The sequence below is a fragment of the Pseudomonas sp. VE 267-6A genome (genome assembly GCF_024126555.1).
GTDB lineage: Bacteria > Pseudomonadota > Gammaproteobacteria > Pseudomonadales > Pseudomonadaceae > Aquipseudomonas > Aquipseudomonas palmensis.
Window position 1 is genome coordinate 265,183 of sequence record NZ_JAMYBY010000004.1, and the last position, 25,642, is coordinate 290,824.

22 protein-coding genes and 1 tRNA gene are annotated in these 25,642 nt (G+C 64.4%); 5 read left to right on the forward strand and 18 right to left on the reverse strand.

The features are described 5' to 3' along the window. Window positions 1-179 precede the first annotated feature (179 nt). The 8 genes from NJH59_RS06325 to NJH59_RS06360 form a co-directional block, all read right to left on the reverse strand. A complete protein-coding gene (locus NJH59_RS06325; protein WP_043859910.1) occupies window positions 180-965 on the reverse strand; it encodes a MetQ/NlpA family ABC transporter substrate-binding protein in 786 nt (261 codons plus the stop codon). A gap of 211 nt (window positions 966-1,176) precedes the next feature. Then, on the reverse strand, window positions 1,177-1,815 hold the full coding sequence (locus NJH59_RS06330; protein ID WP_054915895.1) for a hypothetical protein: 639 nt from the start codon (window positions 1,813-1,815) through the stop codon (window positions 1,177-1,179). 163 nt (window positions 1,816-1,978) lie between these two features. Beyond that, window positions 1,979-2,920 (reverse strand): sigma 54-interacting transcriptional regulator, encoded by a 942-nt coding sequence (locus NJH59_RS06335; RefSeq protein ID WP_043859908.1) that lies wholly within the window; start codon window positions 2,918-2,920, stop codon window positions 1,979-1,981. Between the two features lie 66 nt (window positions 2,921-2,986). Next, a complete protein-coding gene (locus NJH59_RS06340) occupies window positions 2,987-3,568 on the reverse strand; it encodes an alpha/beta hydrolase (RefSeq protein WP_043859907.1) in 582 nt (193 codons plus the stop codon). Between the two features lie 226 nt (window positions 3,569-3,794). Further along, window positions 3,795-4,196 carry a biopolymer transporter ExbD gene (locus tag NJH59_RS06345; protein WP_043859906.1) on the reverse strand — a complete coding sequence of 134 codons (402 nt, stop codon included), beginning with the start codon at window positions 4,194-4,196 and terminating at the stop codon, window positions 3,795-3,797. A gap of 1 nt (window position 4,197) precedes the next feature. Further along, entirely contained in the window at window positions 4,198-4,920 is a 723-nt protein-coding gene (locus NJH59_RS06350; RefSeq protein WP_043859905.1) for a MotA/TolQ/ExbB proton channel family protein, read from the reverse strand. A gap of 29 nt (window positions 4,921-4,949) precedes the next feature. After that, the gene (locus tag NJH59_RS06355) at window positions 4,950-5,756 is read right to left on the reverse strand and encodes an energy transducer TonB (protein WP_253086537.1); all 807 of its coding nucleotides are present in this window, start codon (window positions 5,754-5,756) and stop codon (window positions 4,950-4,952) included. Window positions 5,757-6,008: 252 nt separating this feature from the next. Further along, a complete protein-coding gene (locus tag NJH59_RS06360) occupies window positions 6,009-8,348 on the reverse strand; it encodes a TonB-dependent receptor (RefSeq protein ID WP_253086538.1) in 2,340 nt (779 codons plus the stop codon). Between the two features lie 144 nt (window positions 8,349-8,492). Here NJH59_RS06360 and NJH59_RS06365 point away from each other — a divergent pair, with 144 nt between their 5' ends. Beyond that, window positions 8,493-9,437 carry a LysR family transcriptional regulator gene (locus NJH59_RS06365; protein WP_253086539.1) on the forward strand — a complete coding sequence of 315 codons (945 nt, stop codon included), beginning with the start codon at window positions 8,493-8,495 and terminating at the stop codon, window positions 9,435-9,437. A 100-nt stretch (window positions 9,438-9,537) separates the two neighbouring features. Continuing rightward, window positions 9,538-11,136, forward strand: coding sequence for an alkaline phosphatase family protein (locus NJH59_RS06370; protein ID WP_253086540.1), 1,599 nt, complete (start codon window positions 9,538-9,540; stop codon window positions 11,134-11,136). Between the two features lie 119 nt (window positions 11,137-11,255). On the opposite strand, the gene NJH59_RS06375 is transcribed toward NJH59_RS06370, so the two are convergent. The 6 genes from NJH59_RS06375 to dibA all read right to left on the reverse strand — a co-directional run bounded on the left by NJH59_RS06375 (window position 11,256) and on the right by dibA (window position 17,410). Then, complete coding sequence (locus tag NJH59_RS06375) at window positions 11,256-12,245, reverse strand: sulfate/molybdate ABC transporter ATP-binding protein (RefSeq protein WP_043859900.1); 990 nt, start codon at window positions 12,243-12,245, stop codon at window positions 11,256-11,258. 3 nt (window positions 12,246-12,248) lie between these two features. After that, window positions 12,249-13,121, reverse strand: coding sequence for a sulfate ABC transporter permease subunit CysW (gene cysW / locus NJH59_RS06380; RefSeq protein WP_043859899.1), 873 nt, complete (start codon window positions 13,119-13,121; stop codon window positions 12,249-12,251). Between the two features lie 14 nt (window positions 13,122-13,135). Then, the gene (cysT, locus tag NJH59_RS06385; RefSeq protein WP_043859898.1) at window positions 13,136-13,954 is read right to left on the reverse strand and encodes a sulfate ABC transporter permease subunit CysT; all 819 of its coding nucleotides are present in this window, start codon (window positions 13,952-13,954) and stop codon (window positions 13,136-13,138) included. Window positions 13,955-14,041: 87 nt separating this feature from the next. Next, a complete protein-coding gene (locus NJH59_RS06390) occupies window positions 14,042-15,049 on the reverse strand; it encodes a sulfate ABC transporter substrate-binding protein (RefSeq protein WP_043861301.1) in 1,008 nt (335 codons plus the stop codon). Window positions 15,050-15,095: 46 nt separating this feature from the next. Next, window positions 15,096-15,278 (reverse strand): sulfur starvation response protein OscA, encoded by a 183-nt coding sequence (gene oscA, locus NJH59_RS06395; protein WP_007941032.1) that lies wholly within the window; start codon window positions 15,276-15,278, stop codon window positions 15,096-15,098. Window positions 15,279-15,514: 236 nt separating this feature from the next. Continuing rightward, a complete protein-coding gene (dibA, locus tag NJH59_RS06400; RefSeq protein WP_043861302.1) occupies window positions 15,515-17,410 on the reverse strand; it encodes a phosphodiesterase DibA in 1,896 nt (631 codons plus the stop codon). Window positions 17,411-17,560: 150 nt separating this feature from the next. Between dibA and desA the strand changes: the two genes are divergently transcribed. Together desA and NJH59_RS06410 are read left to right on the forward strand one after the other, a co-directional pair. Then, window positions 17,561-18,745: a delta-9 fatty acid desaturase DesA gene (gene desA, locus NJH59_RS06405; protein WP_253086541.1), complete on the forward strand. Its 1,185-nt coding sequence runs from the start codon at window positions 17,561-17,563 to the stop codon at window positions 18,743-18,745. 150 nt (window positions 18,746-18,895) lie between these two features. Continuing rightward, entirely contained in the window at window positions 18,896-19,885 is a 990-nt protein-coding gene (locus tag NJH59_RS06410; protein WP_058541701.1) for a sensor domain-containing diguanylate cyclase, read from the forward strand. A gap of 97 nt (window positions 19,886-19,982) precedes the next feature. Here the strand turns inward: NJH59_RS06410 and NJH59_RS06415 are convergent, their stop codons facing one another. From NJH59_RS06415 to gabD, 3 genes are all read right to left on the reverse strand, one after another. Next, window positions 19,983-21,185, reverse strand: coding sequence for a response regulator (locus NJH59_RS06415; protein WP_253086542.1), 1,203 nt, complete (start codon window positions 21,183-21,185; stop codon window positions 19,983-19,985). Window positions 21,186-21,321: 136 nt separating this feature from the next. Further along, a complete protein-coding gene (gene gabT, locus NJH59_RS06420; RefSeq protein WP_043861306.1) occupies window positions 21,322-22,602 on the reverse strand; it encodes a 4-aminobutyrate--2-oxoglutarate transaminase in 1,281 nt (426 codons plus the stop codon). Between the two features lie 182 nt (window positions 22,603-22,784). Next, on the reverse strand, window positions 22,785-24,227 hold the full coding sequence (gabD, locus tag NJH59_RS06425; RefSeq protein WP_043861307.1) for an NADP-dependent succinate-semialdehyde dehydrogenase: 1,443 nt from the start codon (window positions 24,225-24,227) through the stop codon (window positions 22,785-22,787). Window positions 24,228-24,489: 262 nt separating this feature from the next. On the opposite strand from gabD, the gene NJH59_RS06430 reads away from it, so the two are divergent. Then, window positions 24,490-24,566: transfer RNA gene (locus tag NJH59_RS06430), tRNA-Arg, on the forward strand. A 69-nt stretch (window positions 24,567-24,635) separates the two neighbouring features. Here the strand turns inward: NJH59_RS06430 and NJH59_RS06435 are convergent. Continuing rightward, window positions 24,636-25,541: a hypothetical protein gene (locus tag NJH59_RS06435; protein WP_043861308.1), complete on the reverse strand. Its 906-nt coding sequence runs from the start codon at window positions 25,539-25,541 to the stop codon at window positions 24,636-24,638. Between the last annotated feature and the right edge of the window lie 101 nt (window positions 25,542-25,642).

A 25,642-nucleotide genomic window follows, 5' to 3' on the forward strand; every position in this document is an offset into this window, starting at 1 on the left:
CACAAGGAAAACAACACCATGAACAGCGACCAGCCGACCCTCGACCCCAGCGAACTGATCAAATGGCTGACGGCCCTGCGCCGCGCGGTCAACACACCACGCTGAAACCCCATTCAAAAAAAACGCCGACCCGGTAACCGGAGTCGGCGTTTTGCATCGTGCGGTCTACAGCGGGCGAATCAGAACGCCGGCAGTACCGCGCCTTTGTATTTCTGCTCGATGAAGGCTTTCACTTCAGGGCTGGTCAGGGCCTTGGCCAGCTTCTGGATGGCGTCGCTGTCCTTGTTGTCGGGGCGCGCCACCAGGAAGTTCACGTAAGGCGAGTCGGAACCCTCGATCACCAGGGCATCCTTGGCCGGGTTCAGGCCGGCTTCGAGTGCATAGTTGGTGTTGATCATGTCCAGGTCGACCTGGTCCAGCACGCGTGGCAGCAGGGCCGACTCAAGCTCCTTGAACTTGAAGTTGTGCGGGTTCTTGGCGATGTCCTTGGGCGTGGCCAGGGCGTTTTTCGGATCTTTGAGTTCGATCAGCCCGGCCTTCTGCAGCAGGATCAGCGCACGGCCACTGTTGGAGCCTTCGTTGGGGATGGCGATGGTGGCGCCGTCCTTGAGCTCGGCCAGGCTCTTGACCTTCTTCGAGTAGCCACCGAACGGTTCAACGTGTACGCCGATCACGGTTTCCAGGTGGGTGCCTTTACCTTCGTTGAAGCTCTTGAGGTAGGGCAGGGTCTGGAAGTAGTTGGCGTCCAGACGCTTCTGATCGACCTGCACGTTGGGCTGCACGTAGTCGGTGAACACCTTGATTTCCAGGTCCACGCCTTCCTTGGCCAGGGTTGGCTTGATCAGCTCGAGGATCTCGGCGTGGGGCACCGGGGTGGCGGCAACCACCAGCTTCTGGCCGGCGTGGGCGAAACCTGCAACCGACAGAGCGGCTGCCAATGCAGTCAACAACAAAGCCTTTTTCATGCGCAGTCCTTATTCGAATCACAGCCATCGTCGACGGCGAAAGAGAGGGTGCCAGTATTGTGCTAGCTGGCGTGGAGGCGACAATACCGAGATTTTTTATTCCTTAACAATATCTTTTATGCAGACGCTTATATCTTTTTGACTGATAAAGAAGAGAGCACCGGCTGGCCTGCCAGGTGCATCCGGCGCCGCAACAGACAATGCTCGCGGTCTATCGATTAGCGGTCTCGATGGCAACCTCGGTGATGACAGTGGCCAGTTCCTTCTCGAGTGCACCATCACCCTGCACATTGGCGTAGATGTCATACCTGATCTCATGCGTGGAATTCATCCAGCGCAATCCTGTCCTCCTGACCCCACCCATTACTTTTTCCGACGTTTTCACCAGGGGCTTGCCGGGGTCCTGAGGCTTGGCGTAATCATCGTCGTAAACCACCACGCGCTGTGTCAGCTCGCGCTCATAGTGGGTCTCGTAGGTCACCACATAATCATCGCCGCACGAATAAAGCGACATGACGCCGTTCAAGCCGCCCTCCTTCATCTCGACCCCGGAGGGGAGTTCTTTGGACAGCCGACATTGCAACTTCTCGATCGCTGCTCGGGATTGCGATTTGAATCGGACGGCTTGAGCCAGCCTTCTGTCGCTCGCCTGGGCGAGTGTGATCATCGAACTGAATTGCTCGAAACCAGGAAAGGTCGAGTTCTTCTCTGGCTCGGCCGTGGGCGAGACCGCCCTTTTCTCAATGACCTTCTGGATATGGGTATTGCCACTGAGCGGTAGAATCTCCAGCTCGGCGCTTGCCGAAAAGGAAGCGAGCAGCGTGCTCATGCACAGCATCGACAGGCGCATCAGCGGCTGGCCTGGGCAAGGAAGACACGTACCGCGCAAGGTAGGTTTTTCATGAATATCCTTTCAATGCTTCAAGCGATCCAAGGCTTGCGAAGCAAGAAGGTAATCCACCTCATTCGCATCTGCAACGGTTGCTCCGCAGACAACCGCCTGTGCGTTACGCCTACACACCCAACCGCAGCGCCACCTTCTCCAGCAAGGCCTTCAGGCCACTGCGCTCACTTGCACCTGCGCGCAGCAACACCTCGATCTGCCGCTCCAATGCGGCCAGCGGCGTCAAGGTTTCCGGCAGGTTCAGATGCTCGGGCAGTATTTCCTCCCCGCTGCTGACCAGCAGGGCGAAGTGAATGACGTTTTCCAGTTCGCGGGTGTTGCCCGGCCAGCTGTGCAGTTCCAGCACCCGCTGCGCGGCCTCGCTGAGCAGCGGCGGCACGGCCAGGTTCAGGCGCGGGCTGTAGATGCCCACGAAGTACTCGGCCAGCGGCAGGATATCGCCCACCCGCTCGCGCAACGCGGGCAGCTCGAGGCGGCCTTCGTGCAGGTAGTGGTAGAGACGGTCGTGGAACTTGCCGGCGGCCACCGCCTGGGCCAGGTCGATGCTGGAGGCGGCCACCAGGCGCACGTCCACCGGGTTGGGTTGCTGGGCGCCAACGCGGGTGACTTCGCGGTTTTCCAGGGCAGCCAGCAGCTTGACCTGGATCGGCAGCGGCAGGTCGGCGATTTCATCCAGGTACAGCGTGCCGCCGTTGGCCGAGCCGAACCAGCCGGCGCGGCTGCTGGCGGTACCACTGTGGGCGCCGGCGCTGTAGCCGAACAGTTCGGCGTCGGCGTAGGTGGGGCTGATGGCGCCGCAGTTGACCGAGACGAACAGCCCGCCGCGGTCGCTGGCGCGGTGGATCTGCCGGGCCAGCAGCTCCTTGCCGGTGCCGCTTTCGCCGCGGATCAGCACGGGCAAGGCCAGCGGCGCCAGCAGCTCCAGCTCTTCGCGCAGCTGGCGCGAGCGCGGGTCGACGAACACCAGCGCCTTGGCGCGGATGCTCAACGGGCTCTTGTCGCTCTCGGGGAAGGTCAGCAGTGGCTGGCCGTAGGTGTCGTGAAGGCTCATGGCAAACTCCCGCCCGAGCGACTCACGGCGCGGACGTCTTGATGAAAAAGAGGGTAGCGCCCGGGGTCAGGCGCGACGCAGTGCGTGCTGTTCCAGGCGGCTCTGCAGGCGATAGAGGTAGGCAAAGCCCTGCTCCCAGCGCCGGTGTCCAGACTTGACGTTGATATGCCCGGCGCCGCCGAGCACACCGGCTTCTGCGCCCCAGGCGCGAGCCAGTTGCATCGCCCGTGGCGCGCTGACTGCCGGATCGTTGTCGGAGGTGACCACCTGGCTGGGAAACGGCAGCAGGTTCTGCGGAATCGGCGCGAAGTTGCGCAGGGCCGGTGCACAGGCCGGGCGTTCGACGTCGGCCGGGGCCACCAGCAGTGCGCCACGTACCTGCTGCAGCAGGGTTTCGCTGGCGTGGGCGGCCCAATGCGCGACGGTGATGCAGCCCAGGCTGTGGGCGATCAGGATCACCGGCGAGGTGTCGGCGGCGATGGCATGTTCGAGCGCGGCAACCCAGTCTTCACGACGCGGGGTGATCCAGTCGGCCTGTTCGACGCGGGCACTGTTGGGCAGGCTGTTCTGCCAGTGGGTTTGCCAGTGATCGTCTGGCGATCCTTGCCAGCCCGGCACAATCAGGTAACGAATCGACTCATTGCGCATGAGATGCCTCCTGCTGGGTTTGCATTGCATGAGGGCAAGTATAGGGCGGGGGTTATATTCGTAAAGGAATAAGAAGCTATTTATTAATAACCAAAACTGCTTTCCGAATGTTGTGTGCAACCCTGTGGGCGCTGGTATCGGCGCCCTCGGAACGGGCATAAAAAAAGGGGCCGTCCCCTGCCAGGATACGGCCCCCGAATGCGTTGCCCTTACCGTTGCATCGTGTTCAACGCGCGGTGATCACCGAAAGCTTGGTGATACCCGCCCGCTCGATCGAGGCCATGGCGCGCGCCACTTCCCCATAATTCACACCGTCGTCCGCCTGCAGTTGCACGCGTACCTCCGGGTCCTTGGCCTTGGCCGCCTGCAAGCTGGTCTCCAGCAAGTCCGGCTGGATCTCGTCCTTGTTGATGAACAACTTGCCGCCCCCATCGATGCTCACCACCAGCGGGTCCTTCTGCTCCACCGGGGCCACGGCCTCGGTCTTGGGCAGGCTGATCGGGATCGCGTTGGTCAACAACGGCGCGGTCACGATGAACACCACCAGCAGCACCAGCATCACGTCCACCAGCGGCGTCACGTTGATCTCGCTGAGTACCTCGTCACTGTCCTGGGTAGAAAAGGCCATGTCAGGACGCCTCTTTCACAGGTTGGCCGCTCACTGTTGCAGCTTTGTGAAGCGCAGGGTGCACCAGCACGCGGAAGGCACTCTTCTGCGCCAGGCTGTAGAAGTCGTGGGCAAAGTCGTCGAGGTCGGCCGCCGTGAGTTTCAGGCGACGCAGGAAGTAGTTGTAAACCAGCACCGCCGGCACCGCGACCGCGATCCCCACACCCGTGGCCACCAGCGCCGCACCAATCGGCCCGGCCACGGTTTCCAGGCTCGCCGAGCCCGCCGCACTGATGCCCTTGAGCGCTTCCATGATGCCCCACACGGTACCGAACAGGCCGATGAACGGCGACGTGCTGCCGATACTGGCCACCACCGCCAGGCCGGTTTCCAGCGAGCGGCGCTCACGCACGATCTGCTGGCGCAGGGCGCGTTCGAGGCGGTCCTGGTGGTTGATCGCCTGGCTCAGGTCATTGGCCTGGCCGGGCTCGCCCACCGCGATGGCGGCGTAGCCGGCCTGGGCCACGCGGGCGGCGGCGCCGGGCTGGGTCTGGGTGAGTTCGGCGGCCGAATCAAGGCTTGAGGCCGCCCAGAACTGCTTGTGGAAGCGCTTGTCCTGGTTCTTCAGGCGGGCGAACTGCAAGCCCTTGACCAGGGCCAGGCCCCAGGTCGCGACGGAAAACACCACCAGCAGCCAGATCACCGCGCTTTCGATGGATTCAAGGGGGGATGCCAATACACTCATGATGGTTTCTCTCTGTTAGCGCGAAATTTTTAGCGAATCTTGAAATCGATCGGCACGCTGACCCAGCCCGCCTGGGCCACGTCGCCCTGCTTGGCCGGCACGAAGCTCCAGCGCTTTACCGCCGCCAGCGCGGCGTCGTCGAGCTGCTGGCGACCACTGCTCTTCTGCAACTGGATCTCGCCAGGCTTGCCGCTGGGCAACACATGCACCCGCAGCAGCACGGTGCCTTCCCAGCCGCGACGCTGGGCCAGCGACGGGTATTCCGGCGCCGGGTTCTTCAGGTACGCCGCGCTGGCCGAAGCCGGGGTCACCGGCGCCGGGGCAGGTGGCGCAGGCGGGGCGGCAGGTTGTGGCGGTGCCGGCGGCGGCTCGACCGGTTTGGGCGCAGGCTTGGGCTCGGGCTTGGGCACCGGCTTTGGCTTGGGCTTGGGCTTGGGTATCGGCTTGGGCGGTGGCGGCGGCTTGACGGCCAACTCGTCGACCACCGGCGGTGGCGGCTCCACCACAGGCTCGGCCGGCGCCGGGGGCGGCGGCTCGACAACCGGTGGCGCCGGCTGGGAAAACTCGATGGTCATCGGCGGGATTTCCGGTGGAACCACCGGCAACACCGGGGCCGGTGCCTGGCTGACCCAGTAGGCCACGGCACCATGCAGCACCAGCGCGAAAACCCCGAGCAGCACCTTCTCGCGGCCCTTCAAGGCACTACGCGGGGTGCGCTGCAAGCGCTGTTGCGCCAGCGGCAACCGGTGCGGCCGACCGAGGTCGACCAGCTCGCCGCCCGGCGCCTGGCGCCAAAGCACATCGAGAGCACTGGCGGCGGTCTGGACATTACCCATTGATCAACTCCTGGGAGGTTCGGTGCATGTGCATCGAAGGCCGCCCGGTCTGGCCGGCCTTCGCTGAGGTGGATGATCGACGCGTGCTGCTTATCTCTTAAAGTAATCTTTAAAGTTATGGATAGAACCTGATCGCATATACAAAACCGCTGAACCGCTCTAGCCCGCGCCAATCAAGGGCTGGAGGGCATTGCTGATCTGGCAATGCCTTTGCGGCATCGAAAATATTCGCCAAAGGCATCGAAAAACCCCTCAGAAGTCATAGCGACCGGTCACGCCCAGGGTCCGCGGGGTGCCGAGCAGCCCTTCGTAGCCGCCGTTGGCGGCGCTCCACAGGGTGGTGTAGTAGGTCTTGTCGAAGGCGTTCTTCAGCCATAGCGACACGTCCCACTGCCCGCCCCCGGCATCGCCGCGCAGGCCGGTACTGAGGTTGACCACGGCGTAGCTGGGGATCTGCGCGAAGTCCGAGTCCTCGACCGTGCCCACCGCCCTGGAGCGGAACGCATAGCTGGCGGTGACATAGGGCTGCAGGCCGTTGTCCAGGTCCCACTGGTACTGCCCGTTGGCGTTGGCGATCCATTTGGAGGCGCCGACCACCTGATGCCCGCTGAGGTCGCAGGCGGCCGGGGCACCCGGTTGCAGAGCCACCTCCGGCGCGCACGGGGCGTCCTTGTAGGCGAGGTAGCGCACGTCGTTGAACGAGCCGTTGAGGTTCAGCGTAAGGCCGCGCAGCGGCACCAGGGTGCTGTCGAACTCGACCCCGCGTGAGCGCACCGAGCCTGCGTTGGTCAGGTACTGCACGCGGTTGGCGTCGTCGTAGGCGTTGGTCTGGTAGCCGTTGACCTGGGTCCAGAACAGGTTGGCGTTCAGTTGCAGGCGGCGGTCCCACAGGGTGCTCTTGAAGCCCAGTTCGGCGTTGTTGGCGCGCTCGGTGCCGATCAGCAACGAGTCGGCGCCAGCCACCGGTGCGGTGCCCACCGCCAGGTTGACCCCGCCGGACTTCTCGCCGTGGGACAGCGTGGCGTAGCCCAGCAGGTCGTCGGTGAAGCGGTAACTGAGGTTGAGCAGGCCCGAGGGGCTGGTGCTGTACTGGTTGAGGTCGCCCGAGTCATACGCACCGGCCCGTCCCTGGCGTACCGCTGCCGCCGCCCCGCTGACCGCAGCGCCGCCCACCGGGGCGCTGCGGTTGACCCAGGCGCTTTTCTCTTCGTAGGTGCCGCGTATCCCGGCGGTGAAGTCCAGGCGCGGGGTGAGGTGCCAGGTGCCCTGGCCGAACAGGGCGAAGCTGTCGGTCTTGATGTGCCCCTTGCCCACCGAGCTGACGTTGGCCAGCGCACCGGTCGGCGTGCCGTTCCACACGTCGGCCTGGGGGCCGTAGAAGGCGAAGGACTTGTTGTCCAGGTTGGAGCCGAAGTAGTACGCGCCCAGTACGTAGTCGAAGAAGCCGCCCGTGGGCGAGGCCAGGCGAAATTCCTGGGAGTACTGCTTGTCTTGCACCGACACCCCGGCGTTGTAGGTCGCCGGCACATCCAGGCCGTCGTCGTTGCGCGGGGTGAAGTCCCACCAGCGGTAGCTGCTGATGGAGGTCAGGGTGAAGTCGTTGTCCAGGGTCCAGTTGGCCTCCAGCGAGGTGCCGCCCTGGAACACCGTGACCTTCTGGTCGTCGTCCAGGTTGACCTTGCGGTGGCGGCCGTCGACCAGCGTGGCGCCGGCCGCCGCCGCACGGCTTTCATAGCGGTTGACGCCGTTGATGGTCGGCCCGGTGCTGTACAGCACGCGGGTGCCGGCGCTGGAGTCTTCCTCGTTGTAGTCGCCGATCCAGCGCAGGTTGAACTGCTCGCTGGGCTTGTACAGCAGTTGCCCGCGAAAGCCCTGGCGCGCGCCACCGTTGAGGGGGTGGCCGTCGTGCTCGTTGCTGATGTCGCCGTCGCTGCGCGTGCGGTAGGCCGAGAAGCGACCGGCCAGGGTCTCGGTGAGCGGGCCGGAAAGCGTGCCCTTGGTCTGGAAGTAGCCGTCCTCGCCCACCGAGGCCTCGATGCTGCGCTCGGGGGTGAAGCTGGGCGCACGGGTGCTGATGTTGATGACCCCCGCAGTGGTGTTCTTGCCGAACAGGGTGCCCTGGGGGCCGCGCAGCACTTCGAGCTGCTCGATGTCCATGAGGTCGAACACCGCCATGCCGGGGCGGCCGAGGTAGACGTTGTCCAGGTACAGCCCCACGCTGCCTTCCAGGCCGTCGCTGGCGGGGTTGTTGCCCAGGCCGCGGATCGACACGCTGGACTGGCGCGCATGCATGTAGGCCACGTTGACGCTGGGCACCAACTGCTGAAGGTCCTGGATGCGGTACACGCGCTGGCTTTCCAGGGCCTGGCCGTCGAGCACGCTCATCGGCGTGGGCACGTCCTGGGCGCTCTCTTCACGTCGGCGCGCAGTCACGGTGACGGCCTTGAGCTGACTGTCGGGCTTGACCTCGGGCGCCGCGTCGGTGGCCGCCTGGGCCGGCAGCCAATGCGCGCTGCCGGCCAGCAGCAAGGCCAGCGGCAGGCGCTTGAGCCGTCGGGAAGACAAGGGTGCGGCGGGGGAAGACGGGCGCATGGGCGGCTCCTGGGCAAGGAATTTATATTCCTTAAAGTTATTTATTTATGATTTCACATATGTTTACTGCATAAGAGATTGCATTTATAAGGAGTGCAGCCGAGGCAGAGCAAATGCATTTGCCCGATACTTTTCATGTGAAAAATGCATATCGACCTACGCCAGCTTCGCCACCTGATCGCGCTTGCCGAGCACCGCAGCTTCGTGGCAGCGGCGAACGCGGTGAGCCTTTCGCAATCGGCCTTCAGCCGTAGCATCCAGGCCCTGGAACACAGCGCCGGGTGCCTGCTGGTGGACCGGTCGAGCAAGGAGCTGGCGCCGACCAAGCAGGGCCTGGTGGTGCTCGAACATGCACGCCGGCTGGTCAGCGGCGCGCATCAGTTGAGCAACGAGATCAGCCAGTTCAACGGCCTGGAGGCCGGCGAGCTGCGCTTTGGCTGCGGCCCGGCGCCGGCCGCCGGGCTGGTGCCGCGTGCCATCGGCACGTTCATCGGGCGCTACCCCAAGGCACGGGTGCGCTTTCAGGTGGATGACTGGCAGAACCTGGACAAGCGCCTGCTGGCCGAGGAGTTCGAGTTCTTCGTGGCCGACACCCGCCGCTTCGAGGCCGACCCGGCCTACCACACCGTGCGCCTGCGCCCGCGCCGCTGGCACTTCTGCTGCCGCGCCGCGCACCCGCTGGCGCAACTGCCGAGCGTCAGCGCCGAGCAACTGCTGGCCTACCCCCTGGCGGTGACCCTGCGCCCGCCCAACCTGCGCAAAGTGATCAGCGACCTGAGCGGGCGCCCGGACTTCACCGCCAGCGTCGAGTGCGAGAACGGCTACAGCCTGCTGGGGGTGGTGCTGAACTCCGACGCGATCGGCATCTGCAGCGCCAACAGCGATGCGCTGCACAGCGCCGCCCAGCAACTGGTGCGCCTGAACATCGACGGTCTGCACGACGACTGCGAGGAGCTGTACACCCGCTACGGCATCGTCAGCCGTGCGCGCCAGCGCCTGTCGCCGCTGGCCGAGGCAATGATCGCGCAGATCGTCGCCACCGATCAGGCCGACCAGGACCTGTGCAACCTGGAGCGCCTGGCCATCTGAGGTGTTGCGCCGGGCGCATCGAAGGTATTCGGCAAATGCGCTTGTGGTCGCGTGGCGTGCAGGGCGAAATCACCCACCAGACTTTCAACCGGTGAGCGCCATGACCCAACCTGCCCCCGTGCGCAACGTGCTGTACATCATGTGCGACCAGCTGCGTCGCGATTACCTGTCGTGCTACGGCCACCCGCACCTGCACACGCCCAACATCGACCGCCTGGCCGCCGCCGGGGTGCGCTTCAGCCGCGCCTATACTCAAGGCACCATCTGCGGGCCGTCGCGCATGTCGGCGTACACCGGGCGCTATGTGAGCAGCCACCAGGTGGCCTGGAACAGCGTGCCGCTGCCGCTGGAGGAGCTGACCCTGGGCGACTACCTGCGCCCGGCCGGCATCCGCACCGCGCTGGTGGGCAAGACCCACGCCACGCCGAACCTTCAGGCGCAACAGCAACTGGGCATCGACGCCGACATGGCCAGGCAGCTCGATGAAGTGGGTTTCGAAGCCTATGTGCGCCATGACGGTATCTACCCCGACGACCCGCAGTTCGCCGACAAGCGCGAGAGCGCCCCATACACCCGTTACCTGCGCGAACACGGCTATGGCGGCGACAACCCCTGGCACGACTGGGCCAATGCAGCGCAGGGCGAAGATTGCGAGGTGCTCAGCGGCTGGCACATGCGCCACGCCGACCGCCCCACGCGCCTGCCCGAGCAGCATTCGGAGACGGTGTACACCACCGACCGCGCCATCGACTTCATCACCGAACAGGGCGAGCAGCCGTGGTGCCTGCACCTGTCGTACATCAAGCCGCACTGGCCGTACATCGCGCCGGCGCCGTACCACGCGCTGTATGGCGCGGCGCAGGTGCTGCCGGCGGTGCCGGGCGGGCGCAGCGATCACCCGGTGTATGGCGCGTTCCGCCAGCATCAGGAGAGCGTGAACTTCTCCCGCGAGGAGGTGCGCCTGAAGGTGATCCCCACCTACATGGGGCTTATCAGGCAGGTGGACGACCAGCTCGGACGGCTGTTCGAAGTGCTTCGACGCACCGGGCGCTGGGACGACACGCTGATCGTGTTCACAAGCGACCACGGTGATTTTCTGGGCGACCACGGGCTGGGGGAAAAGGAGTTTCTGCTGGAGCAGGCGGTGGGTGTGCCGTTGATCGTGCGCGACCCGCGTGGGGCGGCAGATGCCACCCGTGGCACGGTGGATGCGCGGCTGGTGGAGACCATCGATGCGCTGCCGACGTTTCTGGACGCACTGGGATTGCCGGGGGCCGAGCATCGGCTGGAGGGGCGGTCATTGGTACCGTTGCTGCACGGTACAGCGCAGGGATGGCGCGAATACGCGATTGCCGAGTACGACTATGCGTTCCAGACCCCGGCGCGGGAGCGGCTGGGGCAGCCGATCGACCGTTGCCGCATGACCATGGTGCGCAGCGAGCGCTTCAAGTACATCGCGTATGACGGCTTCAGGGCGCAGCTGTTCGACCTGCAGGAAGACCCGCAGGAGCGGCAAGACCTGGGCGATGATCCGGCGCATGCCGGCGTGCGCGAGGTGCATCAGGGGTACCTGTTGCAGTGGCTGCGCGGGCTCAAGCGCCGCACCACGATCAGCCATGCGGAGATCGAGCGGCGGGGGGAGCGGTTCCGCTACGGGGAGCCGCAGGCGGACAGCGTGGTGAAGATCGGGGTGTGGTGAGGCGGGCCGCTTCGCGGCCCATCGCGGGTCAAGCCCGCTCCCACAGGTACTCCACTGCCCCTTGGATCAGTGATATCCCTGTGGGAGCGGGCTTGACCCGCGATGAGGCCCGTAAGGCCTCAGATATTGCCGACCTTCTGCCACACCTTCGGCTTGAAGAACAACGTCTCGCCACGGGCCAACCCGGTCAGGCTGTCGTGGTCCTTGACCACCTCGGCCTCGATCAGCTCGCTCTGCCCTTCCACCTTAAGCGTCACCCGCGTGGTCGCGCCCAACGGGCGTATGTCACGCACTTCAGCTGCGTGGTGGCCTTCCACCTCCTGTCGCGACAGCGACACTTCGTGCGGACGGAACAGCACGTGGTGGTCCTCGCTCAGGTGCAGGCGGTTGGAGTCGCCCAGAAAGTGGTAGACGAAGTCGCTGGCCGGGTTCTCGTATACCTCGCCCGGCGAGCCGATCTGCTCGATCACGCCCTTGTTCATCACCACGATACGGTCGGCCACTTCCATGGCTTCTTCCTGGTCGTGGGTCACGAACACCGAGGTCAGGTTGATGTCTTCGTGCAACCGCGCCAGCCAGCGACGCAGCTCCTTGCGCACCTTGGCGTCCAGCGCACCGAACGGCTCGTCCAGCAGCAGCACCTTGGGCTCTACCGCCAGCGCCCGCGCCAGGGCGATACGCTGGCGCTGGCCACCGGACAGTTGCTCGGGGTAGCGGTCGCTGAGCCAGTCCAGCTGCACCATGTTCAGCAGCTCGTGGACCTTCTCGGCAATACGCGTCTCGTTCGGGCGCTCGCCCTTGGGCTTCATGCGCAGGCCGAAGGCGACGTTGTCGAACACGCTCATGTGGCGAAACAGCGCGTAGTGCTGGAACACGAAGCCGACGTTGCGATCACGCACGTCGTGCCCCGACACGTCCTCGCCATGGAACACGATGCTGCCCTGGTCCGGCGTCTCGAGCCCGGCGATGATGCGCAGCAGGGTGGTCTTGCCGCAGCCGGACGGGCCCAGCAGCGCTACCAGCTCGCCGCTGTGGATATCCAGGTTGATGCTGTCCAGGGCCTGGAAAGCGTTGAAGCGCTTGCTGACGTTACGAACTTCGATCGACATGAATTATTCCTCCGCGGCGCTGTGGCGCAGGCGGTTAATGCGGGACTCGCTCCACTGCTTGAGCAGCAGGATGAAGAGCGCCAGGATCAGCAGCAGGCTGGCCACGCTGAAGGCCGCGACATGGTTGTATTCGTTGTAGAGGATCTCGACATGCAGCGGCAAGGTGTTGGTCACCCCGCGAATATGCCCGGACACCACCGACACCGCACCGAACTCGCCCATCGCGCGCGCCGTGCACAGCACCACGCCATAGATCAGGCCCCATTTGATGTTGGGTACGGTGACATGCCAGAACATCTGCCAGCCGTTGGCCCCGAGCAGGCGTGCAGCCTCCTCTTCCTGGGTGCCCTGCTCCTGCATCAGCGGGATCAGCTCGCGCGCCACGAACGGCACGGTGACGAAGATGGTCGCCAGCACGATGCCGGGCAGGGCGAACACGATCTGGATGTCATGGTCCTGCAGCCACGGGCCGAAGAAGCCCTGGGCACCGAACATCAGCACGTAGACAAGACCGGCGATCACCGGCGACACCGAGAACGGCAGGTCGATCAGGGTCACCAGGATGCTCTTGCCGGGGAAGCTGTACTTGCTCACGCACCACGCCGCGCTGACCCCGAACACCAGGTTCAGCGGCACCGAGATGGCCACCGCGATCAGGGTGAGCTTGAGCGCCGACAGCGCGTCGGGCTCGAAGATCGCCTCGAAGAAGGTGCCCAGGCCCATCTTCAGGCCCTGGGACACCACGATGAACAGCGGCAGCAGCAGAAACAGCGCGAAGATCAGCCAGCCGAGGCCGATCAGCACGCGCCGTGAAATCGCGCTGCCACGGCGGGCAGCGTTGGCCGAAGCGGCCACACCAACAGATGATGCAGACATGGGTCAGGCCTCCTTCACGGGGTTTCGATGCGCCGCTGCAACAGGTTGATCAGCAGCAGCAGGATGAAGGAAACCACCAGCATCATCACGCCGATGGCAGTGGCGCCGGTGTAGTCGTACTGGTCGAGCTTGACCATGATCAGCAACGGCAGGATCTCGGTCTTCATCGGCATGTTGCCGGCGATGAAGATCACCGAACCGTACTCGCCCACACCCCGTGCGAAGGCCAGCGCGAAGCCGGTCAGCCAGGCCGGCAGCAGCGCCGGCGCCAGCACGTAGCGGAACACCTGCAGCGGCTTGGCCCCCAGGCACGCGGCGGCCTCTTCGACCTCGCGCGGGATGTCGGCCAGCACCGGCTGCACCGTGCGCACCACGAACGGCAGGGTCACGAAGGTCAGCGCCAGGGTGATGCCCAGCGGCGTGTAGGCGATCTTGAAGCCCAGGTCGGTGGCGAACTGGCCCACCAGACCGGACGGCGCATACAGCGCGGTCAGGGCGATGCCAGCCACCGCGGTGGGCAGGGCGAACGGCAGGTCGATCATCGCATCGATGACCTTGCGCCCTGGGAAGGTGTAGCGCACCAGCACCCAGGCCAGCAGCGTGCCGATCACGCCGTTGATCAGCGCCGCATAGAACGCGGTGCTGAAGCTGAGCTTGAGCGCGGCCAGCACCCGGGGTGCGGTGACGATGGTCCAGAACTGGTCCCAGGTGAGCTGGGCGGCATGGATGAACATGGCCGCCAGCGGTATGAGCACTATCAGGCTGAGGTACACCAAGGTGTAGCCCAGCGTCAGCCCGAAGCCGGGTATGACGGGGGAGATACGACGCGACATAGAAGTCCCTGGTTTAACGCACGAAGCCCGAGACGAATCCCGGGCCCATGCTGGCTACTGAATGGCGATTATCCTAACGGCCACGCATCACTGCGCCGTGTAGATCTGGTCGAACACACCACCATCGTTGAAGAACTTGGGCTGCGCAGTTTTCCAGCCACCGAAGTCTTTGTCGATAGTCACCAGTTCGAGTTTAGGGAACTGCTTGGCGTATTCGGCAGCGACCTTCTCGTCACGCGGGCGGTAGAAGTTCTCGGCGGCGATCTTCTGGCCAGCCGGGCTGTACAGGTACTTGAGGTATTCGGTGGCGATCGCGGTATTGCCCTTTTTCTCGGCGTTCTTGTCCACCACCGCCACCGGCGGCTCGGCCAGGATCGACAGCGACGGCACGACGATGTCGAACTTGTCGGCGCCACCGTCTTCCTTCAGGGCCAGGAAGGCTTCGTTTTCCCAGGCCAGCAGCACGTCGCCCTGACCGTTGTTGACGAAGGTGATGGTCGAGCCGCGGGCGCCGGTGTCCAGTACCGGCACGTGCTTGAACAGCTCCTGCACGTATTCCTGGGCCTTGGCTTCGCTGCCGCCGGCCTTCAGGCCGTAGGCCCAGGCGGCGAGGAAGTTCCAGCGCGCGCCACCGGAGGTTTTCGGGTTGGGCGTGATCACCGACACGTCCTTCTTAATCAGGTCGCCCCAGTCCTTGATGCCCTTGGGGTTGCCCTTGCGCACCAGGAACACGATGGTCGAGGTGTACGGGGTGCTGGCGTCGGGCAGGCGGGTCTGCCAGTTCTCCGGCAGGGTCTTGCCGAGCTTGGCGATTTCGTCGATGTCGCCGGCCAGGGCCAGGGTCACCACGTCGGCGCGCAGGCCGTCGATCACCGCACGGCCCTGCTTGCCCGAGCCACCGTGGGACTGCTGGATCTTGACCTTGTCGTCCGGGTGCGCCTGCTGCCAGTGCTTGATGAATTCGGCGTTGTACTGCTGATACAGCTCGCGGGTGGGGTCATAGGACACGTTCAACAGCTCGTAGTCCTTGGCGATGGCGGAACCGGCAAACACGGCACTGGCCAGTGCGGCCAGGGCATAACGGCGGATGGACATGGTGAAGCTCCCGATTGGCGTATTTTTTTCTAATTAGAGGGCTGAATCAGCTGGGCTTGTTGCCTGGATTCTGCAGGCGGAATTTTTCCTTGCGTTCGATCTGCACGACCTGGGCGTTGTGCACGGTGATTTCCACCGCGCCGAAACGCAGGTCGCGCAATGCGCTCTGGATCTCGCGCAGAATGGTGGCTTCGTCCTGTCCGTCAACGCTACGCAGAGATGCGCTCATGCTCGTGCTCCTGGAAATAAGGGGTGCCGTGCAGCTGCATCTGAAGGGGACGACTGCGCCTGGCTTGAGGGCAATCTTAGAGAGGGTGGAATATTCTTAAAAATACTATTTAAGAATTTTTATATAACTAAAAAGTGTAGAGGCGGGCTGCTTTGCAGCCCATCGCGGGTCAAGCCCGCTCCCACAAGGTTCTCCACCGGCCCCTGTGGGAGCGGGCTTGCCCCGCGAAAGGGCCCTCAGGACCAGCGCAGTTGCTGCGCAGGCACCGGTCGACCGTACCAGTATCCCTGGCCCATGTCGCACTGCTGCTCCAGCAGGAAGCGCGCCTGCTCGGCCTCTTCGATGCCCTCGGCCTGGATCTGCATGCCCATGCTGCGCGCCAGGGCGATGATCACCCGCACGATGGCGACGTCATCATCGTCATGGGGCAGGCCCGCCACGAAGCCCTGGTCGATCTTGAGCTTCTGCACCGGCAGGCGCTTGAGCCGCAGCAGCGAGGAGTAACCGGTACCGAAATCGTCGATGGCCAGTTGCAGGCCCAGCTCGCGCAGGCGGTGCAACTGCTCCAGCGCCACCTCGGGGTCTTCCATCACCGCGCTTTCGGTCACCTCGACCTCCAGCCGCGCCGGGTCCAGCCCGGTGTCGTGCAGCACCTGGGCCACCAGCTGGTACAGGCTGCGCTTGCCGAACAGGCGGCTGGACACGTTGACCGCGACAAACCTCAGGGCCTTGCCCTCGGCCTGCCACTGCACCATCTGCTGGCAGGCCTGGCGCATCACCCAGGTGTCGATCTCGGCAATCAGCCCGGTGCGTTCGGCAATCGGAATGAACTCGCCCGGCGGCACCAGCCCGCGCTCGGGGTGCTGCCAGCGCACCAGTGCCTCGACGCCGATCATGGCGCCGGTCAGCAGGTCGTGCACCGGCTGGTAGTACACCCGCAGTTCCTGCTGCTCCAAGGCCCGGCGCAGCTCGCCGGCCGTCTCGACCCGCTGCTGGGCATGGGCGGTCAGCTCCTCGGTGTACAGGGCGTACCCCGAGCGGCCATTGCCCTTGGCCTTGAACAGCGCCGAGTCGGCGTTGCGCAGCAATTGCTCGGCGCTCAGCGCATCGCTGGGGAACAGGCTGATGCCGATGCTGACGCTGGTGAACAGGCGATGGTGGTCGAGCTCGAACGGCTCCTTGAGGCAATCGATGATGCCTTGCGCCAGGGCAGCGGCCTGGCCGACCTGGGCGCAGTTCTCGGACAGCACGGCAAACTCGTCGCCGCCCAGCCGCGCCAGGGTCATGCCGGTGCCCAGTTGGGCCAGCAGGCGTTCGCTCACGGCCTTGAGCAACTGGTCGCCGGTGTTGTGGCCGAGGCTGTCGTTGATGCTCTGGAAGTGGTCCAGGTCCAGCAGCAACAAGGCACAGCCGCGCTTGTTGGCCTGGGCCGCAGCCAGGGTCTGCTTGACCCGGTCGTTGAACAGCAGGCGGTTGGGCAGGTCGGTGAGCGGGTCGTGGTGCACCAGGTGCGCCAGCTCGCGCTCGGTGTGCTTGATCGCGCTGATGTCGCTGAACACCGCCACGTAGTGGGTCAGCTGGCCGCTGTCGTCGTGAATGGCGCAGATGGTCTGCCACTGCGGGTAGATCTCGCCATTCTTGCGCCGGTTCCAGATTTCGCCGCTCCATTCGCCCTTCTCGGCCAGGGTGGCGAATATCTGCTGGTAGAACGCGGTGTCGTGGCGGCCCGACTTGAACTTGCTCGGGCGCTGGCCCAGCACCTCGTCCTTCTGGTAGCCGGTGATCTGCATGAACGCCCGGTTGACGTGCACGATCAGGCCGTCGCGGTCGCTCACCAGCACCCCTTCGAGGGTGCTGTCGAACACCGCTGCGGCCATGCGCAGGCGCTCGCGGTCCTCGCGGCGCAGGCGCGCGCCCACGCCGATGAAATTGAGCAGGCGCCAGCGCGACACGAAGATCAGCGCAGCGCTGCAGCCCATCCACGCGTAGGCGTTGATCAGCTCCCAGCGTGCCAGCTGGGCGGGATCATCGAAAAGATTGCTCAGTATTTGATCAGACAGCACCAACCACATGACCGACAGCACCAGATACAGCGCGGACATACGCAGGGCGTCTCGAACGGATACAGACATAGAGTCGCTGGAACCCAGGGCAAAATGATGGCCATTATAGGGGTAGAAATATCCCGTGACCTCCTATCTAAAACGCCGACTGGTTTTATTTAGTAGGGTAGGGATAATACTTTGCGCTGTTTCTTTCGCTTTACGAGGGCCCACCCGCCTATGTGGTACAACGGTTTTCTCGACCTGTCAGCCTGGCAACTGCTGGCCGTCACCCTGCTGATGACCCACGTGACGATCGTCGCGGTCACGGTTTATCTGCACCGCTATTCCGCGCACCGCTCCCTGGAGCTCAATGCCGGGCTCAAGCACTTCTTCCGCTTCTGGCTGTGGCTGACCACGGCGCAGAATACCCGCGAATGGACCGCCATCCACCGCAAGCACCACGCCAAGTGCGAAACCGTCGACGACCCGCACAGCCCGGTCATCAAGGGCCTGTCCACGGTGCTGCGCAAGGGTGCCGAGCTGTACCGCGAAGAGGCGCGGAACCCCGAGACCCTGCGCATCTACGGCAAGAACTGCCCCGAGGACTGGATCGAACGCAACCTGTACTCGCGCTACAAGCTGGGCGGCATCGCGCTGATGGCGCTGATCGACGTGCTGCTGTTCGGCACCATCGGCATCACCATCTGGGCAGTGCAGATGATGTGGATTCCGTTCTGGGCCGCCGGCGTGGTCAACGGCCTGGGCCACGCGGTGGGCTACCGCAACTTCGAATGCCGCGATGCCGCCACCAACCTGGTGCCGTGGGGCATCATCATCGGCGGCGAAGAGCTGCACAACAACCACCACACCTACCCCAACTCGGCCAAGCTTTCGGTCAGGCGCTGGGAGTTCGACATGGGCTGGGCGTGGATCAAGCTGTTCACCTGGCTGCGCCTGGCCAAGGTGCAGCGCGTGGCACCCATCGCGCACCGCGTCGAGGGCAAGGGCCAGCTCGACATGGACACCGCCATGGCGATCCTCAACAACCGCTTCCAGATCATGGCGCAGTACCGCAAGCTGGTGATCGCGCCGCTGGTCAAACAGGAGCTGATGCGCGTGGACGACTCGGTGCGCCACCAGTTCCGCCGCGCCAAGCGCCTGCTTTCGCGTGAGCCGAGCCTGCTCGAAGACCGCCACCACCAGCGCATCGAGTCGATGCTGGCGCACAGCCAGGCACTCAAGACCATCTACGAGAAGCGCCTGGCCCTGCAGCAGATCTGGGCACGCACCAGTGCCAACGGCCACGACATGCTGGCCGCGATGAAGGACTGGGTACACGAGGCCGAGGCCAGCGGTATCCAGTCGCTGCGCGACTTCGCCGCACAGCTCAAGACCTATTCGCTGCGCCCTGCCCTGGCCTGACGCCGTTGATCGGCGCGCCCCGTCCTGGGGCGTGCCTGAGGAACTCTCCCTTCGAATTTCACTCTGACTGGCATATCGCCCGCGTGGCGGGCCGTGTCAGGCCGCACGCCCTTCGCCTTTCGATTCCGCTTTTCGAGACGCTTCGTGCACATGGTCAACAAGAACCCGCCGTCCCCGTCGTTCAGCCCACCGTCGCATCCCGCGCACACCTTGCTGGCCCTGCTGCATGCCCAGGGTGAAGTCGCGCGCCTGAGCGAGCGCGAGCAGCTGTTCAGCTCGCTGCTGGACAGTGTCAACGCGGTGCTCTGGGCCATGGATTGGGAAACCCGGCGCGTGCTGTACGTGAGCCCGGCCTACGAGCGGATTTTCGGGCGCTCGGCCGGTCTGCTGCTGGCCGATCACAACGAGTGGCGCGACAGCATCTACCCCGACGACCTGGAGTACGCCGAACGCAGCCTGGCCGAGGTGCTGGTCAAGGGCGCGGTGGAAGACCGCGAGTACCGCATCATCGCCGCCGACGGGCAGGTGCGCTGGCTCAGCGACAAGTGCTTCATCAACCAGCAGGCCGACAGCGCACAGGGCGTGATCGTGGTCGGCATGGCCGAGGACATCACCGAAAAGAAGCAGCTCGAAGGCGAGTTGCAGCGCCTGGCTACCACCGACGTGCTGACCCAGAGCAGCAACCGCCGGCACTTTTTCGAATGCGCGCACCACACCTTCGAAAAGGCACGCCAGGAGCAGGCGCCGATGGCGTTCCTGCTGCTGGACATCGATGACTTCAAGCAGGTCAACGACACCTACGGGCACCAGACGGGTGATCAGGTGCTGCAACGCATCGCCGACAGCGGCAAGGCGGTGCTGCGCCGTGGCGACCTGTTCGGGCGCATTGGCGGCGAAGAGTTCGCGGCGGTGTTTCCCGGGTGCACGCCGGAGCTGGCGCTGCAGGTGGCGCAGCGTCTGCAGCGCGAGATCCAGCGCCTTAGCTTCAGCCAGGACGAACAGGTGTTCGGGGTGACGGTGAGCCAGGGGCTGACCGGCATCGATGAGGAGGATGAAGTGCTCGACAGCCTGTTCGCACGGGCGGATGCGGCGATGTATCAGGCCAAGCGGCAGGGCAAGAACCAGATTGTCAGGGGCTGAAACGTCCGGCGCCTGAGCCGGCCCCATCGCGGGCCAAGCCCGCTCCCACAGGTTTACCAGGGCCCTGTGGGAGCGGGCTTGGCCCGCGATTGCGGTCTCAGGCCTTGCGCAGCAGCTCCAGCTGCGCCAACCCCACCTTGAGCAGGCGCGCCGTCTTGCTCTCGGCCAACTGCTCCAGGCCCTGCTCGGCCGGCAGCCGCGCCAGCTGCCCGGCCAGGTTCAAGATCAGGTTCTCCCGCGAGTACACCCCGCCCCCCAACTGATACACCGAGGCAATCAGTTCGCGCAGCTCCAGCGGCAAGCGCCAGCGGGTACGCAGCGCCGAGCCGTACGCAGCGCCATACTCGTTCAACGACAACTGCACCGCGTCCTCGTCCAGCTCGCCCCCGGCCAGGCTCCACTCCTGCAGGCAGCGCAGCAACGCCAGGTCGCCCAGGCAATGCAGCAAGCCGGCACAGTAGCAACGCTCCTGGTCCAGCTCCATCGACCGCGCCAGGCTGGCGGCATACTCGGCCGTGTGCAGCGACAGGCTCCAGAAATGCTCGGCATGGCGTGACAGCAACGGGTCGCTGAGCCTGGCGCTGCGCTTGAGTGCCAGGCCCATGATCAGGTTCATGCTCTGTGTGGTGCCCAGCTTGTTCAACGCCTGCAGCAGGGTCTGCACCGCACCGTCACGATGCAGCGCCGCGCTGTTGGCCGCAGCGATCAGCACCGCGGTGATCTGCGGGTCGTTGCGGATCTCTTCTTCCAGTGCCTTGAGGTTGAGCCCCTCGGGGTTGAGCGCGTGCTTGATCGCCTGCTTCACATCAGCCAGCAACGGCCCGCCATCGGCGGTGCTGCGGTGGTCTTCGAGAAACCGCGACAAGGTGATGCCCGGGCGCAATGCCGGCACCGGGCAGGCCACCGCCTCGCCGGCACCAAGCAGTTGCTCCTCCAGGCGCTGGCGCAGCAGGTCGGCATTGAGCGGCTTGCTCAGGTACGCCGTGGGCGCCAGCGGCAGCGCCTCGCGCACGCTGGCCACATCGCTGCGGCTGCTGATCAGGATGAACGGCAAGCTGCGGCGCTTGGCGCGCACGCTGCGCAGCAGGTCCAGGCCGTCGATGCCGGGCAGCTCGCGGGCGGCGATGATCAGATCGGGTTGGCTGGCCAGCGCGGACAGCGCCTCGTGGCCATTGGCACAGACGTGCAGGCGGGCATCGCAGCGCACGCTGAGCAGCATGTCCTTGAGCATGTCACGCACCCACGGGTCGCCTTCGGCAATCAGCACACAGGGTGCGGTGGGTGGGTTTGAAACGGTCATCGGGCTTCTCCTGACATCTCGATGCACGCCATCCAGGGCGTCTTCCAAGGTAGCTCCTGTGCAAACCTTAGCGCCCTTGTCGGGCTTTGGGCGAAAAAAAACCCGCCGAGGCGGGTTTTTTCCTATCGCGTCACACTTACGCCAGTTCGGCGAAGCACTCTTCGATGATGGCCAGGCCCTTGTCCAGCTGCTCGTCAGGCGAGGTCAGCGGAACCAGGATGCGCAGCACGTTGCCGTAGGTACCGCACGACAGCAGGATCAGGCCCTTGTCACGCGCCTTGGCCACGACGGCTGCAACGGCAGTCGGGTTAGGGGTGTGGGAACCGGCCTTGTCGAACACCTCGACCGCGATCATCGAGCCCAGGGCACGCACGTCACCGATGATCGGGTGCTTGTCCTGGATCTTGCGCAGGCCAGTGACCAGACGCTCGCCGACTGCCTTGCTGCGGTCCAGCAGTTTTTCTTCTTCGAACACTTCCATCACGGCCAGGGCCGCGGCGCAGGCGATCGGGCTACCGGCGTAGGTGCCGCCCAGGCCGCCTGGAGCGATGGCGTCCATGTACTCGGCCTTGCCGCACACACCGGCCAGCGGGAAGCCGCCAGCGATGGATTTGGCGAAGGTGGTCAGGTCAGGCGCGACGCCCATCTGTTCCATGGCGAAGAAGGTACCGGTACGGCCAGCGCCGGTCTGTACTTCGTCGGCGATCAGCAGGATGCCGTGCTGGTCGCACAGGGCGCGCAGACGCTTCATGAACTCTTTAGGCGCGACGTAGAAACCGCCTTCGCCCTGGACCGGCTCCAGGATGATCGCAGCGATATCCTTGGCTTCGGCGTCGTTCTTGAAGATGCGTTCGATCGAAGCGATCGAGTCGTCGATGCTCACACCGTGCAGTTCGTTCGGGTAGATGGCGCGGAAGATGCCGCCTGGCATCAGGCCCATGCCGGCCGAGTACGGTACGACCTTGCCGGTCAGGCCCAGGGTCATCATGGTGCGACCGTGGTAGGCGCCGGTGAAGGCGATCACGCCGGCACGGCCGGTGGCGGCACGGGCGATCTTGATGGCGTTTTCAACGGCTTCGGAACCGGTGGTGACCAGCAGGGTTTTCTTGGCGAAATCACCCGGGATCAGCGCGTTGATCTTTTCGCACACTTCGACATACGGCTCGTAGGCCAGTACCTGGAAGCAGGTGTGGGTCAGCTTGTGCAGTTGAGCTTCAACGGCAGCGATGATTTTCGGATGCACGTGACCGGTGTTGAGTACCGCGATACCGCCGGCGAAGTCGATGAACTCGCGGCCTTCGACGTCAGTCACGGTGGCGTTCCTGGCCGACTCGGCGAAGATCGGGTGGATCTGGCCGACGCCACGTGGGACGGCGGCTACACGGCGTTGCATCAGGGATTCGTTGGTCTTGCTCATAATGTCCTCATTTCGCCACACGCAGGTGGCGCGATTCGATCGGGGCGGCCGGTATTCGACTGCAGCAGCATGCGTTGATCGACTGCTGCAGGGGCCCAGGCGGCCGGATGTCACGGTGTAAAAAAGGCCAGCGGGACGGCGCTCTCGCGCCCCGCTGGCAGAGGTAAAGCCTTACGCTGCGATCAGACGCTGATGCACAGGTATTTGATTTCGAGGTAGTCCTCGATGCCGTACTTGGAGCCTTCGCGGCCCAGGCCCGAGGCCTTGATACCACCGAACGGCGCGACCTCGTTGGAGATCAGGCCGGTGTTGATGCCGACCATGCCGTATTCCAGGGCTTCGGCGACACGGAACACACGGCTCATGTCACGGGCATAGAAGTACGAGGCCAGGCCGAATTCGGTGTCGTTGGACATGGCGATGACTTCGGCCTCGTCCTTGAAGCGGAACAGCGGAGCCAGTGGGCCGAAGGTTTCTTCCTTGGCCACGGCAGCGCTTTTCGGCACGTCGACGAGGATGGTCGGCTCGAAGAAGTTGCCTTCGATCAGCTTGCCGCCGCTCAGTACCTTGGCGCCCTTGCTCACCGCGTCAGCGATGTGCTCCTGCACCTTGGCCACGGCCTTGCCGTCGATCAGCGGGCCGGTGGTGGTGCCGTCTTCCAGGCCGTTGCCGATCTTGAGCTTGGCGACTGCCGCCTTGAGCTTCTCGGCGAACACGTCGTAGACGCCGTCCTGCACGTAGATACGGTTGGCGCAGACGCAGGTCTGGCCGTTGTTGCGGTACTTGGAGATGATCGCGCCCTCGACGGCCTTGTCCAGGTCGGCGTCGTCGAACACGATGAACGGAGCGTTGCCGCCCAGCTCCAGGGAAACCTTCTTGATGTCCTTGGCGCATTCGGCCATCAGCTGGCGACCGATTTCGGTCGAGCCGGTGAAGGACAGCTTGCGCACGATCGGGTTGCCGGTCAGTTCGCTGCCGATGTCGCCGGCGCTGCCGGTGACCACGCTCAGCACGCCAGCCGGGATGCCGGCACGGGTGGCCAGCTCGACCAGGGCCAGGGCCGAGTACGGGGTCTGCGAAGCGGGCTTGAGCACCATGGTGCAGCCAGCGGCCAGGGCCGGGCCGGCCTTGCGGGTGATCATCGCAGCCGGGAAGTTCCACGGGGTGATGGCCGCGGTAACGCCGATCGGCTGCTTGATCACGATCAGGCGCTTGTCGGGCTGGTGGCCCGGGATGGTGTCGCCATAGACACGCTTGGCTTCTTCGGCGAACCACTCGATGAACGAGGCGGCATAGGCGATTTCGCCCTTGGCTTCGGCCAATGGCTTGCCCTGCTCGGAGGTCATCAGGCGGGCCAGGTCGTCCTGGTGCTCGATCATCAGTTCGAACCAGCGGCGCAGCTTGCCAGCACGCTCCTTGGCGGTCAGTGCGCGCCAGGCCGGCAGGGCCTTGTCGGCGGCCTCGATGGCGCGACGGGTTTCGGCGGCGCCCATTTTAGGCACGGTGCCGAGCACTTCACCGGTGGCCGGGTTGGTCACCTGGATCGTCTGACCGTTGTCCGCGTCCAGCCACTCTCCGTTGACGAAGGCTTGCTGGCGGAACAACTGGGCGTCTTTGAGCTGCATGTCGGGCTTCCTTAACTGCACCGTGCGAACACAGGGCGAATTATTGATTTGTAGAAAAAGGAGAGCGTTTGAAATCTCAAACGAATCCTAGGATCAACGGGAACAAAGGACAATAGGGTGTTCGAAAAAAAGAACAAAAAGCCTAGCAGACCCTGAAATTTCAGATCAACGTCACTTTTGCACCAGCGAGTGTTCGGAATCGAACACAACATTACTGGCGATGGACGGCAAGGGTGCAGATGGGTATCATGGCGCCCGCGTTGCACTCGTAGCTCAGCTGGATAGAGTACTGCCCTCCGAAGGCAGGGGTCGTGGGTTCGAATCCCGCCGAGTGCGCCATCTACGACAAAAGGCCCAGGTGAAAACCCGGGCCTTTTTTCATGGGCGCGCAAAAGGGGCAGGCCGGGCTCAGACCGTGCGCTCGCCCTCTATCAGCTGCCCCTGGCTGTTGCCATGCAATGCCGAATACCTGGCCAACTGCCCCAGCCGCCGATCCAGCTCCTGCAGCAGGCGGTTGCGCCGGGTGGTCACTTCATTGCCGTTGAACAGCCCGGGCTCGACGGTATACAGGTTGAATATCTGGTTGATCGCGGCCGGCCCGGCGATCACATGGTTTTCCTGCGAGCTGTGGTTGTACAGCGCCACCATCTGCCCGGTCTGGGTGTCGGCAGGGCGCGCGAACAGCATGCTCACTGTCTGCCCGGTGCGGATGCGCACGGCGCTGTCGGCGAACTGGAAACACGCTTCCCTGCCATCGCGCAGCTTCACCCAGAACTCATGCTCCTGGATGTTGTGGCTGCTCACGTGCATCGACGACGAACTGCCGCCGATGGAGCCGTAGCCGTCGATCATGTAGCCGCCGCCGGAATGGTGCGAGTGGCTGGCGCTGAGGTGGGTCTGGTTGCGCTTCTGGGTGTCGAGAATCTCGCCGGTGACCACGAAGAAATGCAACTGGCGATCGTAGTGGTTGAACGGCTCGTCGATGAAGTTGGGGTCGTCGGGCGACAGGCTGATGTCATACATGGTGCGCACCATTTCCTCGCGCGCGGCCTTGTCGTGCCTGGCGCGCTCCTTGAGCTCGGCGCGGCGCACCTTGGCGTCGTCGATGGCCTTGAGCGCCTGGGCCTTGAGGATCGGGGTTTTCTCCTGGGCGTAGGCAGCGGCCTTTTCGCTGGCCTCCTTGAGCACCGGCGCGGCCTTCTGGCCGGCCTCCACGGCCAGTTCCCTGGCCTTGGTCAGCGCCTGGGCCGCCTTGGCGGCAAGTTCGGGGTTGGCGTCGACGGCTTTCTTTTTCAGGTCATCCCAGAGACTCATTCTCTATCCTCTCAACGCTTGATCGATCAACCGCACAGGTGCGGGGCGCTGGAGAGTCTACAGGCAGTGCCGGAGGTTTTGGCAGGCGGTGCGGGCCTGTT

Excerpts from the sequence above, each read along its gene's own strand:
- desA (WP_253086541.1), top strand. The coding sequence starts at position 17,561 with ATGTGGTACAACGGTTTTCTCGACCTGTCAGCCTGGCAACTGCTGGCC.
- cysW (WP_043859899.1), bottom strand. The coding sequence starts at position 13,121 with ATGTCTGCATCATCTGTTGGTGTGGCCGCTTCGGCCAACGCTGCCCGC.
- dibA (WP_043861302.1), bottom strand. The coding sequence starts at position 17,410 with ATGTCTGTATCCGTTCGAGACGCCCTGCGTATGTCCGCGCTGTATCTG.
- NJH59_RS06325 (WP_043859910.1), bottom strand. The coding sequence starts at position 965 with ATGAAAAAGGCTTTGTTGTTGACTGCATTGGCAGCCGCTCTGTCGGTT.
- NJH59_RS06355 (WP_253086537.1), bottom strand. The coding sequence starts at position 5,756 with ATGGGTAATGTCCAGACCGCCGCCAGTGCTCTCGATGTGCTTTGGCGC.
- gabT (WP_043861306.1), bottom strand. The coding sequence starts at position 22,602 with ATGAGCAAGACCAACGAATCCCTGATGCAACGCCGTGTAGCCGCCGTC.
- NJH59_RS06345 (WP_043859906.1), bottom strand. The coding sequence starts at position 4,196 with ATGGCCTTTTCTACCCAGGACAGTGACGAGGTACTCAGCGAGATCAAC.
- NJH59_RS06335 (WP_043859908.1), bottom strand. The coding sequence starts at position 2,920 with ATGAGCCTTCACGACACCTACGGCCAGCCACTGCTGACCTTCCCCGAG.
- cysT (WP_043859898.1), bottom strand. The coding sequence starts at position 13,954 with ATGTCGCGTCGTATCTCCCCCGTCATACCCGGCTTCGGGCTGACGCTG.
- NJH59_RS06410 (WP_058541701.1), top strand. The coding sequence starts at position 18,896 with ATGGTCAACAAGAACCCGCCGTCCCCGTCGTTCAGCCCACCGTCGCAT.
- NJH59_RS06435 (WP_043861308.1), bottom strand. The coding sequence starts at position 25,541 with ATGAGTCTCTGGGATGACCTGAAAAAGAAAGCCGTCGACGCCAACCCC.
- gabD (WP_043861307.1), bottom strand. The coding sequence starts at position 24,227 with ATGCAGCTCAAAGACGCCCAGTTGTTCCGCCAGCAAGCCTTCGTCAAC.
- NJH59_RS06390 (WP_043861301.1), bottom strand. The coding sequence starts at position 15,049 with ATGTCCATCCGCCGTTATGCCCTGGCCGCACTGGCCAGTGCCGTGTTT.
- NJH59_RS06350 (WP_043859905.1), bottom strand. The coding sequence starts at position 4,920 with ATGAGTGTATTGGCATCCCCCCTTGAATCCATCGAAAGCGCGGTGATC.
- NJH59_RS06330 (WP_054915895.1), bottom strand. The coding sequence starts at position 1,815 with ATGCGCCTGTCGATGCTGTGCATGAGCACGCTGCTCGCTTCCTTTTCG.
- NJH59_RS06370 (WP_253086540.1), top strand. The coding sequence starts at position 9,538 with ATGACCCAACCTGCCCCCGTGCGCAACGTGCTGTACATCATGTGCGAC.
- NJH59_RS06415 (WP_253086542.1), bottom strand. The coding sequence starts at position 21,185 with ATGACCGTTTCAAACCCACCCACCGCACCCTGTGTGCTGATTGCCGAA.
- NJH59_RS06340 (WP_043859907.1), bottom strand. The coding sequence starts at position 3,568 with ATGCGCAATGAGTCGATTCGTTACCTGATTGTGCCGGGCTGGCAAGGA.
- NJH59_RS06365 (WP_253086539.1), top strand. The coding sequence starts at position 8,493 with ATGCATATCGACCTACGCCAGCTTCGCCACCTGATCGCGCTTGCCGAG.
- oscA (WP_007941032.1), bottom strand. The coding sequence starts at position 15,278 with ATGAGCGCATCTCTGCGTAGCGTTGACGGACAGGACGAAGCCACCATT.
- NJH59_RS06375 (WP_043859900.1), bottom strand. The coding sequence starts at position 12,245 with ATGTCGATCGAAGTTCGTAACGTCAGCAAGCGCTTCAACGCTTTCCAG.
- NJH59_RS06360 (WP_253086538.1), bottom strand. The coding sequence starts at position 8,348 with ATGCGCCCGTCTTCCCCCGCCGCACCCTTGTCTTCCCGACGGCTCAAG.